14 protein-coding genes are annotated in these 13,350 nt (G+C 68.6%); 10 read left to right on the top strand and 4 right to left on the bottom strand.

The features are described from left to right. Window positions 1-37: 37 nt before the first annotated feature. The 3 genes from FHR04_RS00070 to FHR04_RS00060 all read right to left on the bottom strand — a co-directional run bounded on the left by FHR04_RS00070 (window position 38) and on the right by FHR04_RS00060 (window position 3,173). The gene (locus FHR04_RS00070; RefSeq protein WP_139399696.1) at window positions 38-2,293 is read right to left on the bottom strand and encodes a methyl-accepting chemotaxis protein; all 2,256 of its coding nucleotides are present in this window, start codon (window positions 2,291-2,293) and stop codon (window positions 38-40) included. Window positions 2,294-2,379: 86 nt separating this feature from the next. Then, window positions 2,380-2,808, bottom strand: a complete 429-nt coding sequence (locus FHR04_RS00065) for a chemotaxis protein CheW (protein WP_139399694.1) — start codon at window positions 2,806-2,808, stop codon at window positions 2,380-2,382. A 5-nt stretch (window positions 2,809-2,813) separates the two neighbouring features. Beyond that, a complete protein-coding gene (locus FHR04_RS00060; protein ID WP_139399692.1) occupies window positions 2,814-3,173 on the bottom strand; it encodes a response regulator in 360 nt (119 codons plus the stop codon). A 397-nt stretch (window positions 3,174-3,570) separates the two neighbouring features. On the opposite strand from FHR04_RS00060, the gene FHR04_RS00055 reads away from it, so the two are divergent. The 9 genes from FHR04_RS00055 to FHR04_RS00015 are packed head-to-tail and all read left to right on the top strand — an operon-like array spanning window position 3,571 to window position 9,960. Further along, on the top strand, window positions 3,571-4,347 hold the full coding sequence (locus FHR04_RS00055) for an SDR family oxidoreductase (RefSeq protein ID WP_139399690.1): 777 nt from the start codon (window positions 3,571-3,573) through the stop codon (window positions 4,345-4,347). After that, entirely contained in the window at window positions 4,344-4,805 is a 462-nt protein-coding gene (locus FHR04_RS00050) for a MaoC family dehydratase (RefSeq protein WP_139399688.1), read from the top strand. The genes FHR04_RS00055 and FHR04_RS00050 overlap by 4 nt, the downstream gene beginning before the upstream one ends. After that, a complete protein-coding gene (locus FHR04_RS00045; RefSeq protein WP_249038895.1) occupies window positions 4,802-5,161 on the top strand; it encodes a hypothetical protein in 360 nt (119 codons plus the stop codon). The genes FHR04_RS00050 and FHR04_RS00045 overlap by 4 nt, the downstream gene beginning before the upstream one ends. Continuing rightward, window positions 5,158-6,420, top strand: coding sequence for an acyl-CoA dehydrogenase family protein (locus tag FHR04_RS00040; RefSeq protein ID WP_139399686.1), 1,263 nt, complete (start codon window positions 5,158-5,160; stop codon window positions 6,418-6,420). The genes FHR04_RS00045 and FHR04_RS00040 overlap by 4 nt, the downstream gene beginning before the upstream one ends. Before the next feature lie 33 nt (window positions 6,421-6,453). Then, window positions 6,454-6,840, top strand: coding sequence for an AbrB/MazE/SpoVT family DNA-binding domain-containing protein (locus FHR04_RS00035; RefSeq protein WP_139399684.1), 387 nt, complete (start codon window positions 6,454-6,456; stop codon window positions 6,838-6,840). 1 nt (window position 6,841) lies between these two features. Next, a complete protein-coding gene (locus tag FHR04_RS00030; RefSeq protein ID WP_139399682.1) occupies window positions 6,842-7,258 on the top strand; it encodes a type II toxin-antitoxin system VapC family toxin in 417 nt (138 codons plus the stop codon). Between the two features lie 35 nt (window positions 7,259-7,293). Beyond that, window positions 7,294-8,106 (top strand): SDR family NAD(P)-dependent oxidoreductase, encoded by an 813-nt coding sequence (locus FHR04_RS00025; protein WP_139399681.1) that lies wholly within the window; start codon window positions 7,294-7,296, stop codon window positions 8,104-8,106. After that, window positions 8,103-9,227, top strand: a complete 1,125-nt coding sequence (locus FHR04_RS00020) for a phosphotransferase family protein (protein WP_139399679.1) — start codon at window positions 8,103-8,105, stop codon at window positions 9,225-9,227. The genes FHR04_RS00025 and FHR04_RS00020 overlap by 4 nt, the downstream gene beginning before the upstream one ends. After that, a complete protein-coding gene (locus FHR04_RS00015; RefSeq protein ID WP_139399677.1) occupies window positions 9,220-9,960 on the top strand; it encodes a histidine phosphatase family protein in 741 nt (246 codons plus the stop codon). Before FHR04_RS00020 ends, FHR04_RS00015 begins: the two co-directional genes overlap by 8 nt. 5 nt (window positions 9,961-9,965) lie before the next feature. On the opposite strand, the gene FHR04_RS00010 is transcribed toward FHR04_RS00015, so the two are convergent. Beyond that, entirely contained in the window at window positions 9,966-10,664 is a 699-nt protein-coding gene (locus tag FHR04_RS00010) for a gamma-glutamyl-gamma-aminobutyrate hydrolase family protein (RefSeq protein WP_139399674.1), read from the bottom strand. 111 nt (window positions 10,665-10,775) lie between these two features. Between FHR04_RS00010 and FHR04_RS00005 the strand changes: the two genes are divergently transcribed. Next, entirely contained in the window at window positions 10,776-13,109 is a 2,334-nt protein-coding gene (locus tag FHR04_RS00005; protein WP_249038894.1) for an acyl-CoA dehydrogenase family protein, read from the top strand. The last annotated feature ends 241 nt before the right edge of the window (window positions 13,110-13,350 follow it).

Genomic DNA, 13,350 nt, shown 5'->3' with positions numbered 1-13,350 from the left:
CTGCGGGGGCTGGGACGACTCGGGGACGGGCAGGGGCTCAGCCGGGCAGACGGAAGCGGGCCAGGCTGCCGCTGAGGCGCTGGGCGAGCTGCTGCAGCTGTTCGGCCACCTCGCGGCCTGTTTCGGCGGAGCGCTGCGACTCGCGGGCCACGTCGGCGATCTGGGTCACCGCGCCGCTCATGCCCTGCACTTCCTGCATCTGCTCGCGCGCGGCGTCCGAGATGTTGCTGGCGAAGTGCGCGGTGACCCCGGCCAGTTCGGCAATCTCACGCAGGGCCTCACCGGCCTGTCCGGCCACCACGTAGCCCTGCTCGACCTGCGCGCTGTTGACCTGCATGTCCTGCGCCACGCCCTGCACGTCGCCCTGGACCTTGGCGATCAGCTCGGCAATGCGCGCGGTGGCGTCGGTGGACAGGTCCGCTAGTTCGCGGATTTCCTCGGCCACCACGGCGAACCGTTTGCCCGCTTCCCCGGCGCCGGCCGCCTCGATGCTGGCGTGCAGAGACAGCAGGTTGACCTGTGAGGCGATGTGGCTGATCGAGTCCACGATTTCCTCGATCTGTTCCGAGCGCTGGGTCAGCGACCGCACGCGCACGGCGACGCCCTGCGAGGACTGGCGGATGGCCTCCATGCCCTTCAGGGTGCTGCTCACGGCCTGCTGTCCGGTCTCGGAGGCCACCAGGGCGCGCTGCGCCGAGTCGGCCGAGGCCTGCGCGATGGCCGACATCTGCCGGATGGCCGCCGTCATCTCCTGGGCCTGCCGGGTCACGCGGCCGGTTTCCAGCGTGGTCACCAGCGTGCCCTGCCGGATCTGCTCGGTGGACTCCAGCATGGACTGTGAACCGCCCGTCACCGACGTGGACGCGCGCTGCACGTCGCTGAGCACGGCGGCCAGCTCTTCGGTCATCAGGTTGATCGAGTCCACCACGTTGCCCAGCACGTCCTCGCTGACCCGTCCGCGCGCCGTCAGGTCGCCGTCGGCAATCTGCATGGTCACGTCCAGGAACTCGCCGACGTTGGCCTGCAGGCGCTGGGCGGCCTGACGCTCGGCCTCGGTCTGCTCCTGGTTGACGCGCAGTTTGGCCGTGGCCGCGTTGAAGGCCAGGCCCACCACGCCCAGCTCGTCGCGGGTGGTGACCGGCACCGACACGCTCAGGTCTCCCTGCTCCAGCGCGCGCGCCGACTGCGCCAGGCGGGTCAGCGGGCGGGTGATGGCGCGGGCCACCGCCAGCAGCAGCAGGCCGGCCAGCACCGTGAGCAGCGCCACGGACAGCAGTTCCAGGGCCATGCCGCGGCGCTCGGCACCGACGCGCGCGCCCAGCAGCCGCTTGACCTCGGTGTTGCCCACGCCGACGGCCGCCGAGATTTTGAGGGCCGCCTTCTGGAGGGTGGTGGGGTCCAGCCGTTCACTGGCGACGCTGATGTTGTCCCCGGCCCCGTTGCTCAGGGTCTGGCGCACCTCGTCGAGCCCGGCCATCGCCTTGCCCAGGGTGGCCTTCAGGCTGGGATCCTGGGCCTCGGCGCGGGCCACCGCGCTGAAGGCCGCGTCCAGCGCCACGCCGGCGCGGATGGCCTCGTCGCGGTACTGCGGCAGCAGCAGGTTGGACAGCGCGGGCATGTTCTGGATCTGGTTGATGGACTGGGCCAGCAGCGCCAGGGTGGACAGCCGCGCCTGCACTTCCGGCAGATGCACCAGCGCGCCCTGAACCGCAAAATACGACGAGGGCGTGGAGTCGAGCAGCAGGTTCGACTCCGTGAGCAGCGTTTCCAGACCGGGCAACATGGCATCGCTGGTGAACGTGTTGAACATCGAAACGGCGAAGGTCCCCTGCGGTCCGGCACCGGCCTCCTCCAGCAGCTTCCACTTCTGGGTCACGTCCTCGAAGGTGGCCGAGCTGAGGGCCAGGCCCCGCGCGGCCATGTCGCTTTGCAACGTGGCCAGCGCCTGGTCGGCCGCGGTGCCTGCCGACGCCATCTTGGCCTGATCGCCGCCGAGCTTGGCCCCGATAAAATCGGTCACGGAGGTCTGCAGCTGTCCGTAGGCCTCGATCTGCTGCGCGCCGCTCAGCTCACGCTGCACGAAATTGATGTCCTGCTGCCGACCGCTGGCGGTCAGGTACAGCAACACGGTGATCGGCAGCGCGAACAGCCCCGCCGTAAGGGCCAGTTTCTGCCCCACCCCGATGCGGCCCAGCAGCGCGCCGCTGCTGACTCTGGGCGCACGTTGCGGTTTGGGGGGACTGCGGAGGCCCTCGGTGATCAGGCTGGGGTCGAGGCGGGCATTTTGCGACATGGGGGAAACTCCTTGAACAGGGTGGAGGTTGAGATGGCAGTGCGGCGTGGGCCAACCGCAGGCCGGACGCGGAACGGACCTGGGGGTCAGACCGACTGCAGGCGTCCGCCGACGGCCACGCTCAGGGCCGTCAGGCTCAGCAGCGACGCCGGGTGTTCTCCGAACTGGGCGTCTTGCAGCAGCGCCTGGCCCTCCTGGACCTCCGCGTTCACGTTGCCGATCACGTCGTCGATAGGCAGCAGCAGCGGCTCACCGGCGGACTCGCACAGCAGGCCCAGCTGGCTGCCGTCGGCCTGCGGCGCGGGGCGGCTCACCCCCAGCAGCGCGGCCAGGTTGACCACCGGCACGGCGCGGCCCTGGGCGGGGGCCAGGCCCAGCAGACTGCCGCCCGTGGCAGGCAGCGGCGACAGGGCGCCGACGGGCACCACCTGCCGCACCACGCGGGTGGGCAGCGCCAGCAGCCGCGCGCCGCTGCGGAACAGCAGGAACGTCTGAGAGGTCAGGGACTGCGACATGGCGTTCAGACGTGCCGGGCGATCAGGCTCAGGAGCTGTTCGGGGGTATACGGCTTGATCAGGTAGTCGACCGCACCCTGGCGCATGCCCCACTTCACGTCGGTTTCCGCGCCCTTGCTGCTCACGAACACCACCTTCATGCCCTCGGCAGCGGGCAGCCGTTTCAGGGCGCGCAGGGTTTCGTAGCCGTTACGATCGGGCATCACCACGTCCAGCAGCGCGAGTTGTGGCCGCTCGGCCTCCACCGTGGCCTCCACGTCCCTGGACTCGGTCAGGGTCACGCAGTCGTGCTTGGTGCCCTTCAGCGCGTCGGTCATGAAGCGGATATCGGAGGGAGAGTCGTCGACGATCAGAATTTTTGCCATGTGCTTACCTTCCTGTGGATGCGAATAGGCGCGGGCTGCGCGGGCGTCCCCCAGAGGGGTTTTGTGAAGGGCAAATGGAGAGGGCGGACTGAGCCGTTGAGGGTCCTGCTGCACGTTTTGCCCATTGCCGGCAACGATATGCAGCCCCGCGACACAGAATTCTTACAGCCAGATGAGTTGGGGAGTGCCGCCGCCAACGACATGAATTACCTCACATTAAAGAGGCATTTGCGGCCGATATTCACGTCCGTGTCCCGGTTATGCAGGCGCGACGCCCGCATCGCCGGCAAATCTCCCTTGACGTTCATAATTGACGCGCACGTAAATTCTGGCCTATGCTGGGTGCCGTCCGCACATTCGATCCCACGCGTTTCCATCTTCCGTCTGGAGGTTCAAAGTGGCCCTGAAAGACCTGTTCAACCTGAGTGGCAAGACTGCCCTGATTACTGGAGGCTCGCGCGGCCTGGGCCTGCAAATCGCCGAGGCACTGGGCGAGTACGGGGCCACCGTGGTCCTGACCGCCCGCAAGCAGAACGAGCTGGACGAAGCGAAAACCCATCTGGAGGGGCTGGGTGTCACCGCGCACGTCTACGCCAGCGATCTGGGCGATTTCGCCAGCATCGATCCCACCGTCGAGAAGATCGTGGCCGAGGTGGGCCGCATCGACATCCTGGTGAACAACGCCGGGGCCACCTGGGGGGCGCCCACCGCCGAGCACCCGCTGGACGCGTGGCTGAAGGTGATGAACGTCAACCTCAACGGCACCTTTCTGATTACTCAGAGTGTCTTGAACCGCTGCATGTTGCCGGCGGGCAGCGGGCGCATCGTGAATGTCGCCAGCGTCGCGGGCCTGCAGGGCAACGATCCGCACATGGCCGCCACGCTGGCCTACAACACCTCCAAGGGCGGGCTGGTGAATTTCACCCGCGCGCTGGCCGCCGAGATGGCCGACAAGGGCATCACCGTCAACAGCATCTGCCCCGGCTACTTTCCCACCAAGATGACCAAAGGCACGCTGGCCTACGGCGAGCAGGCCATTCTGGAATCCACGCCGATGCACCGGCTGGGCGGCGCGGAGGATCTCAAGGGCTTGGCCCTGCTGCTGGCCAGCGACGCCAGCGCCTTCATGACCGGCCAGAACATCGCCGTGGACGGTGGGGCCATGATCGTATGACGCGTGGGCTGAGGGCGGACGAACTGGCCGCGAATATCGGGCAGGAAGTCGCGCTGTCCGAATGGATCCTGGTGGATCAGGCCCGCGTTCAAGCTTTTGCCGATGTCACCGGGGATCACCAGTTCATTCATGTGGACGCCGAGAAAGCCGCCGCCGGGCCGTTCGGCACCACCATCGCGCACGGCTTCCTTACCCTGTCGCTGCTGGCCGGGGAGTTCATGACCCACGGCGGCGCGCCGCACATCGAGGGCGCCCAGATGACCGTCAACTACGGTCTGAACCGCGTGCGCTTCATCACGCCTGTCCGGGTCGGCAGCCGCCTGCGCAACCGCGCCGTGTTGCAGGCCGCCGACCCGGGTGCGGGCCATCTGCAGATCACGGTGCTGAACACCATCGAGATCGAGGGCGAACAGCGGCCAGCGGCGACGGCGGAGAGTGTGTTCCGGGTGTACGTGTGACCGATGCGCTGACTCCCGGCACCACCGTTTACCTGCTGGAGCGAAACGGAGAGGTGCTGGGCCGGATGCCGCTTCAAAGCGTGGAGATGTTCGCCATCCATTGCGGCTTCGAGCCGACGCCCGCCTTCGAGCCGTACCGCGCCCTGTTCGACGAGGACGCGGCGCTGGCCGACAGAATGAACGACGACGACTCATCCGAGTTGATGGCACAGGCCGAAGCGGTGCTGGACCGCATCCTCGCCCTGAACCTGCTCATTCGCCGTGTCGGCGGCGGCGTTCACCGTGGCGCCATGATCAGCGTGGAAGGCGATCACGCCAGCTTTCGCCCCCTCGACCTTCAGGAGGAATCCCTATGACCGTATTCGACGTGACCGACCGCTCGCGTGACCTGCGCCAGCGCCTGCTGGCCTTCATGGACGAGCACATCTACCCCAACGACGCCGAGGCCACCCGCCAGATCAACGAGGGCAACCGCTGGGAACACCTGCCGCTGATCGACGAGCTGAAGCCCAGGGCGCAGGAGGCCGGCCTGTGGAACCTGTTCCTGCCCCCCGCCAGCGACCCGGACGGCACCTTTGGTCCAGGACTCAGCAACCTGGAATACGCGCCGCTGTGCGAGGTCATGGGGCGGGTGTGGTGGGCACCGGAAGTCTTCAACTGCGCCGCGCCCGACACCGGCAACATGGAGGTGCTGGCCCGTTACGGCACCCCCGAACAGCAGCAGCAGTGGCTGATTCCATTGCTGAACGGCGAGATTCGCAGCGCCTTTTCCATGACCGAGCATGACGTGGCCTCCAGCGACGCCACCAACATCGAATCCAGCATCACCCGCGACGGCGAGGAGTACGTCATCAACGGCGAGAAGTGGTGGACGAGTGGTGCGGGCGATCCACGCTGCGCGGTCAGCATCTTCATGGGCAAGACGGACCCGAGCGCCGAGCGCCACCTCCAGCAGAGCATGATCCTGGTACCGATGGACGCCCCCGGCGTGACCAAGACGCGCATGTTGACCGTCTTCGGCTACGACGACGCGCCGCACGGCCACGCGCAGATGACTTTCAAGGACGTGCGCGTGCCCGCCTCGGCGCTGCTGCTGGGCGAGGGCCGGGGATTCGAGATCGCGCAGGGCCGCCTGGGGCCGGGCCGCATCCACCACTGCATGCGCCTGATCGGTCAGGCCGAGCGGGCGCTGGAACTGATGGTGGCGCGGGCCTCTTCCCGCGTGGCTTTCGGCAAACCGCTCGCGGCGCACCAGCATGTGCGGGAACTGATCGCGCAGAGCCGTATGGAAATCGATCAGGCCCGGCTGCTGACCATGAACGCCGCGCACATGATGGACACAGTGGGCAACAAGGAGGCGCGCGGGCAGATCGCGGCCATCAAGGTGGTGGCGCCCAACATGGCGCTGGCCGTGATCGACCGGGCCATTCAGGTCTTCGGCGGCGCGGGCGTCAGCCAGGACACCCCGCTGGCGATGATGTACGCCCAGGCCCGCACCCTGCGGCTGGCCGACGGCCCCGACATCGTGCATATCGGCACCGTGGCGAAGGAAGAACTGCGCCGTCAAGGTGAGTCGGCGCGCGGGCGCGAGAGCGTGTTCTCGGCGGCGAAATAGGCTAGGCTGGGGTGGTAAGGAGGTGGGTAAGGAATGACGGTGAACGAAACCAGACCCACGGACGAGCGCGTCTTTACCGCCACCATGACCAGCAAGGGGCAGGTGACCGTGCCCAAAGAGTTGCGCGACGAGTTGGGCCTGGAGGCCGGCAAGAAACTGGAGTTTGTTGTCCGTGACGGCGCGGTGACGCTGCGAACCGCCAGGCCACGCCGCCGCAGTTTCTTTGAGGCCATCGGCACGCTGACCCCACCGGACGGCATGACCGCCGAGGAGTACGTGGCCGACATGCGCTATGACCCTGGGGACCGCGAAATCCTGCACAGCATGGGCACGGGCAAGCAGAAGGTGATCACGCTGCAAGAGTTTCTGGAGCGTCAGAACGGAACGCCTCAGAACAAAACGGCAGGAGGCGAGTCCTAGGTTGCCGCGACATGACGCCCTGGTTAACCTCAGCCTGGACACCAGCGCGCTGATCGCCATCCAGGCCGGGGAACCACGCGCGCCATGGGTGGCCGAACAGCTCGACGCGGCCCATTCACTGTTGGTCTGCGCCCCCGTGATCGCCGAATTGCGCCCCTCGCTGCCCGACGCCGAGAACTGGGTGACCTCCTTTGGCATCGACATCGACTGGGAGTTCAGCCGCGCCATGTGGCAGAGAATCGGCGATCTTCACGCCGAGTACGCTCTGCGTCGTCAGAAAGCTGGAGCGGGCCTGCCACGCCGCCTCGTCACCGATTTCCTGATCGGCGCACATGCGGAGGTGCGGGGATACCCTCTGCTCACCCTCAATCCTGCCGACTATGCGATGTTCACGGATCTGACCCTCGTTCAACCCTGACAGCCCCCCATTCGTGGGCTGCAAAGGACTTCTCTATGGAATTCAAAAACAAAACCATCGTCATCACCGGCTCCGCCTCGGGCATCGGGCTGGCCCTCGCCACCCGCTTCGTGCAGGAGGGGGCCACCGTGATCGCTTCTGACCGCAACGCGGAGGTGGGCGCGCAGAAGGCGCAGGAGATCGGGGCGCGCTTCGTGGCCGCCGACGTGGGCCAGGAGGCCGACATCAAAGCGCTGATCGACGACGTGCTGGGGAATGAGGGCCAGATTGATCTGTTCTGCTCGAATGCCGGCATCGCCGTGGGCGAGGGGCCGGAGACGCCCGACAAGACCTGGGACCTGATCCACCGCGTCAACGTGATGAGCCACGTCTGGGCCGCGCGGCATCTGGTGCCGCACATGCTGGAACGCGGCGAGGGCTACCTGCTGAACACCGCGTCGGCGGCGGGCCTGCTGACCGAATTGCACTCCGCACCCTACGCCGTGACCAAGCACGCGGCGCTGGCCTTTGCCGAGTGGCTGGCGATCACCTATGGCGACCGGGGCATCCGGGTGGCCTGCCTGTGCCCCGAAGGCGTCTGGACGCCCATGATCCAGAACGCACCAATCCTGCAGCAAACCGCCGTGACCACCGACGTGCTGGTGGAAGAAACCCTGAAGGTGCTGCGGACCGACGGCTTCCTGATCACCACCCACGACACCACCCTCAAGTCCTTCCAGAACAAGGCGGCCAATTACGGCGAGTGGATCAGCAAGATGCGCCACCTGCGCAAGAAGGCGATGGCGCTGCTGGAGGGCAGTGCGGCCTCCAAAGGCAACGAGGCCCCGCGCACCGAGGGTCATCCTTGACCCGCCCGGACACGGCGGCGGTTCGGCCCGGCGAGGAACTGCCGCTGGACACGCTGCGCGAGGTGCTGCGCGGCAAGGTGGAGGGTGATCTGGAGAGATTGGAGGTCACACAGTTTCCTGGGGGCTTTTCCAACCTGACCTACCTGCTGCGGCTGGGCGAGCGCGAGTACGTGCTGCGCCGCGCGCCGCTGGGGCCGGTGGCGAAGGGCGCGCACGACATGGCCCGCGAGTTTCACCTGCTGGAGAAGATTCATCCGGTGCTGGACGTGGCCCCGGAGCCGCTGCTGCTGGTGGAAGACCCCGATCTGCTGGGCTCACCCTTTTACCTGATGGAGCGGCGGCGCGGGCTGGTGGTGCGAACCCAGATGCCCGCCGAATACCGCGATCTGCCCGACGCGCCCCGGCAGATGTCGGAGGCGGTGGCCGACACGCTGGCGCAGCTGCACGCGGTCGACATCGACGCGGCGGGCCTGCGGGCCATCGGCAAGCCGGAAGGCTTCAACGCCCGGCAGGTGGGCGGCTGGGCCGGGCGCTGGCGGCGGGCGCGCGAGCTGCTGGCGGACTCGGGCGATCTGCCCCCGCCCGCCGAGTTGCGTGACGAGCTGGTGATTGCCTGGCTCGAAGCCCATACCCCCGAAGAATCGGCGCACACCCTGGTTCACAACGATCTGAAGCTGGACAATCTGATGCTCGACCCCGCCGATCCCTCGCGCGTGGTGGCGTTGCTGGACTGGGAAATGACCACCGTGGGCGATCCGCTGGTGGATCTGGGCCTGACGCTGACGTACTGGACGATGCCCGAGCAGCCGGGGCGCGGCGCCAACGAAATCGGGGCCAGTTTCCCCGGCTTCCTGAGCCGCGAGGGGTTCATTGCCCGCTACGCCCAATCTTCTGCTCGTCATGTGACGAGCGACTCGGTGACGTGGTATGAGGTGCTGGGTCACTTCAAGCTGGCGGTGATCGTCCTGCAAATTTTCGCCCGTTACCGACTGGGCCAGACGCAGGATCCGCGCTTCGCCCCGCTGGCCGGACAGGCCGAGTGGCTGATCCGCGAGGCGTGGCGCAGAATCTCGGCGGACTCCACCGGGGATGAGGGAGCGGTCTCTCCAGCAGATGAGTGAGCTGATCTTGATCCGCCACGGTCAGGCGACGCCGTTCGAGGCGGACACGGATCGCCTCTCGCCGCTGGGGGAGCAGCAGGCACGGGCGGTGGGGCTGGCGCTGAGCGCCGAAGGGTTCACGCCCACCCACGTCGTTCACGGTCCCCTGGTTCGGCAACGCCGCACCGCGCAACTCGCGGCCGGAGCGGCCCACTTTGCCGATGCCGACGCGCCTGCGCCCTGGCCGGAGGCGGTGGAGGACGCCCGGCTGGCCGAGTACGACGGCGACGGCTTGATCCGCACGCTGGCTCCGCTGCTGGTCACCCAGGACACGGGGTTTGCCGCGTCGATGGAGCAGTTTCAGGAGCGCCGGAACGCGCCGGATCGCAACCGTGCCTTTCAACCCATGCTGGAGCACCTGGCCGGGGCGTGGCAAGAGGGCAGCGTGACCCATCCAGGTGTCGAGGGCTGGTCAGCCTTTCGCTCACGGGTGCAGGCGGCCCTGGCCGAGCTGACGCGCCTGCCTTCGGGCTCATTCGTCCTGGCCTTTACCAGCGGCGGCGTCATCGGACTGATGGTGGCGCTGGCCCTCGACGCGCCTGACGCGGCGGCCCTGCGGCTCAACTGGCGCGTCCGCAACGGCAGCCTGACCCGCTTCACCTTCAGCGCCGGTCTCCCGGGGAGCGGGCGCCTCAGCCTGGATTCGTTCAACGAGGTGGCGCACCTGCCACCAGAACTCCGAAGCTGGCGGTAAGAGCTTTAACGGAGCAGTTGCATGAACGCCGTGAACGTGCCCAGCGCGTGCGGGTGGGCGTGGAACAGCACTTCGGGATGCCACTGCACGCCGATGACGCCGTCGCCCTCCACCGCTTCCACGAGGCCATCAGGGGCCACGGCGGTGACCGTCAGGGTCGGGGCCACCCCGTCGATGGCCTGATGGTGAGATGAATTGACCAGCGCCCGCTCGCCGTGGGTTCCGGCCAGGCGGCTGCCCGGCGTGAACGTGACCTCGTGGCCCAGGGTGTCGGCGTGGACGCGCTGGGCGTGATCGGCCCAGGCCCCCGGCACGTCCGGCAGATGCTGGTGCAGCGTGCCGCCCTCCAACACATTGATCATCTGGACGCCCCGGCAGATGCCCAGCACGGGTTTGCCCAGCGCGCGGGCCGCGCGGTACAGCGCCGTCTCGAAGGCGTCGCGGGCCTCGTCGATCTCGCCCAGACCGCGCCGGGGATGCTGTCCAAAGTGACGCGGATGCACGTCCACGCCCCCGGTCAACAGCACCGCGTCCACCCGCTCGGCATAGTCGGCGGCCCGTTGGGGCAGGTTGGGCAGCAGCGTGGGCAAGCCGCCGACGGCCTCGACCGCCTCGGAATAGCGCCGCGACAGACCATGGTGGGTGCGGGGCGCGGTGTCTGCGAGGTGAGAGGTGGTCAGGCCGATCAGGGGGCGTGCGGGCATGACCCCAGGATAGGGGCCGGGCGCCGGACAGGGTGCGCGCTGGACCGTGACCTACAGGAACATTCATCCGCTCCACAGCCACCGCACCCCCACCAGCGGCAGGCTGGACAGGTGAGTGTTTCTCCACCGCCGCCCGAACCCCAGACCGGCCTGTCCCGGCCGCCGGCCTTTCAATCTCCGTTCTGGGGCGGTTTCGAGTGCAGCACCCAGCGCAGGCCGTCGGGGCGGCGGATCGACGTGATTGACGCCACCGCGCACGACCGCTTTGCCCAGCAGGACTATGACCGTCTGGCCGCGTCCGGCCTGCGGACGGCCCGTGACGGGCTGCGCTGGCACCTGATCGAGCGGCTGCCCGGCGAGTACGATTTCGCCTCGGCGTTGAATCAGGTTCAGGCCGCCCACGCGGCAGGGGTGCAGGTCGTCTGGGACCTGCTGCACTACGGCTTTCCGGATTTCGTGGACCCCTTCTCCCCCGACTTTCCCGCCACCTTCGCGCGTTACGCGGCGGCGGCGGCGCAGTTCCTGCGCGGGCATACCGACGGAACGCTGTGGCTGTGCCCGGTCAACGAGATCTCCTTCACGGCCTGGGGCGGCGGTGACGTGGGGTACCTCAACCCCTTCGCGCAGGGCCGGGGGCTGACCCTCAAGGCACAACTGGTCCGCGCCGCCATCGCCGGGATGGACGCGGCGCGCGAGGTAGACCCCGGCGTCCGCTTTCTGCACGCCGAGCCGCTGATCAATGTGCAGCCGCATCCGGAGCGTCCCGACGAGGCGGCGGAGGCAGCTCTGGGACACGAGTCGCAGTTCGAGGCGCTGGACATGCTGCTGGGCCGCCTGCGTCCCGAACTCGGCGGGGCCGAGCGCTACGTGGACGTGGTGGGCGTGAACTATTACCCCTACAACCAGTGGTGGCACCATCCGGAGCCGCCGCTGCGGCAGGCGGTCCCCCACGGGCACGCGGCCCACCGTCCGCTGCGAGACCTGCTGGCCGAGGTCCACGCCCGCTACGGCCGTCCGCTGGTTATTGCCGAGACCGGCGCGGAGGGGGAGGACCGCGCCGCGTGGTTCGAACAAGTGGTGCGCGAGGTGGGGGCCGCGCAGGCCGTGGGCGTGCCGGTCGAGGGGCTCTGCCTGTACCCGGTGGTCAACCATCCCGGCTGGGACGACGACCGCCACTGTCACAACGGGCTGTGGGATTACCCCGACGCGCTGGGCGGGCGCGCCATCTACCCGCCGCTGGCCGGAGCACTGGCCCGCGCCCAGGCGCAGCAGCCGGACGCCGGAGCGGGCGGGGCTGCGGCTCAGCCTCCCGACCCCGCTCCACTAGGCGCGGTGCTGGCCCGCTTCGCGCGCGCCGCGCCCATCATCGACGCCGAGGCCGCCCGTGATCTGGATGGAAGCTTTCCCGCCGCCGCCTTGACAGCCCTGCGCGAGGCCGGACTGCTGAGCGCCGTGCTGCCCACGCAGCATGGGGGGTTGGGCCTGACCGGCACGCGGCTGCTGGCGCTGATGCGCCGGGTGGGCCGCGCCAGCCTGCCGGTGGGCCGCATTTACGAGGGCCACGTCAATGCCCTGCTGCTGATCCTGACCCACGGCACCAGACCGCAACAGGCCCGCGCCGCCGCCGACGCCCTGCACGGCGAGCTGTTCGGCGTCTGGAGCAGCGAGGAAGCGCCGGGACTGCAGCTGGAGCCGGACGACACGGGTGAGGGCTGGACCCTGGTGGGCGGCAAGACCTTCGCCTTCGGCGCGCATTTCGTGACCCGGCCGCTGCTGCCCGCCGACCTGCCCCACGGCGGAGGCCGCGTGCTGGCGCTGCTGCCGCACGCCGCGCCGCCGGAGCGCCTTGACACGGATTTCTGGCAGCCGCTGGGCGTGCGCTCCACGGGCAGCGCCCGCGCCGATCTGACGGGCCTGCGCGTGGCGGCGGCGGACCTGATCGCGCAACCGGACGACTTCTCCCGCCAGCCGGATGTCGGGGGCGGCGAGCTGCGCTTTCTGGCAGTGCAGCTGGGCGGCGCAGACGCCGTGCTGGCCGCCGGGCGCGACGTGCTGCGCCGCCTTTCTCGCACAGACGACGCGCAGCGCCTGCGTTTTGGCGCGGTGGCCGCGCGGCTGGAGGCTGCCTGGCAAACCGTGCTGCGCGGGCAGGCGCTGCTGGAACGGGCCACCCCCGATGATCTTCCGCGCGCCCTGGCGTACGTGGCCCTGGCCCGTGAGCTCACTGAGGCTGCCTGCGGGGCCGTCTGCGAGGCGGCGGAGCGGGCGGTGGGGGCGGGCGGCCTGCTGGCCCCCACCCCCGCCGAACGCCTGCTGCGCGACCTGCGGATGTCCCTGCGTCAGCCGGCCCCCGACGCCGCCTGCCTGCAGCTGGGCCGCTTCATTCTGGAGGCCCCGGACCTGCCGGACGAGGCCTACAGCCCCTGGGGAGACGAGGGCCTGTGAGGGTGTCAGCGCCTCTCTGCGGCGCACATCCGCTGACCTCCCGAATCTTGGCCGACCCGGTCTGATACGGACTCCGATTGACAGGTGTTGAAAACACCTGGAAATCCGATCGAAGATAGTTGGCTGGAACTATGCCCGACAGGGGACGCCCTGCGGCTGTGATAGCCAGTCCCGCACCTTCCAGACGTGATCGGTCAGCCCGATCGTCATGGCCGGTGTGCGCTGGAGATATAGCTGACGT

It is taken from the genome of Deinococcus radiopugnans ATCC 19172 (assembly GCF_006335125.1).
GTDB classification, from domain to species: domain Bacteria; phylum Deinococcota; class Deinococci; order Deinococcales; family Deinococcaceae; genus Deinococcus; species Deinococcus radiopugnans.
Note: the sequence above shows the minus strand (reverse complement) of the source record. Positions and strands in the feature narration are given on the sequence as shown.

Coding starts and splice junctions, on each gene's coding strand:
- FHR04_RS00040 (WP_139399686.1), top strand. CDS start 5,158: ATGACCGTATTCGACGTGACCGACCGCTCGCGTGACCTGCGCCAGCGC.
- FHR04_RS00025 (WP_139399681.1), top strand. CDS start 7,294: ATGGAATTCAAAAACAAAACCATCGTCATCACCGGCTCCGCCTCGGGC.
- FHR04_RS00035 (WP_139399684.1), top strand. CDS start 6,454: ATGACGGTGAACGAAACCAGACCCACGGACGAGCGCGTCTTTACCGCC.
- FHR04_RS00060 (WP_139399692.1), bottom strand. CDS start 3,173: ATGGCAAAAATTCTGATCGTCGACGACTCTCCCTCCGATATCCGCTTC.
- FHR04_RS00070 (WP_139399696.1), bottom strand. CDS start 2,293: ATGTCGCAAAATGCCCGCCTCGACCCCAGCCTGATCACCGAGGGCCTC.
- FHR04_RS00010 (WP_139399674.1), bottom strand. CDS start 10,664: ATGCCCGCACGCCCCCTGATCGGCCTGACCACCTCTCACCTCGCAGAC.
- FHR04_RS00015 (WP_139399677.1), top strand. CDS start 9,220: ATGAGTGAGCTGATCTTGATCCGCCACGGTCAGGCGACGCCGTTCGAG.
- FHR04_RS00050 (WP_139399688.1), top strand. CDS start 4,344: ATGACGCGTGGGCTGAGGGCGGACGAACTGGCCGCGAATATCGGGCAG.
- FHR04_RS00065 (WP_139399694.1), bottom strand. CDS start 2,808: ATGTCGCAGTCCCTGACCTCTCAGACGTTCCTGCTGTTCCGCAGCGGC.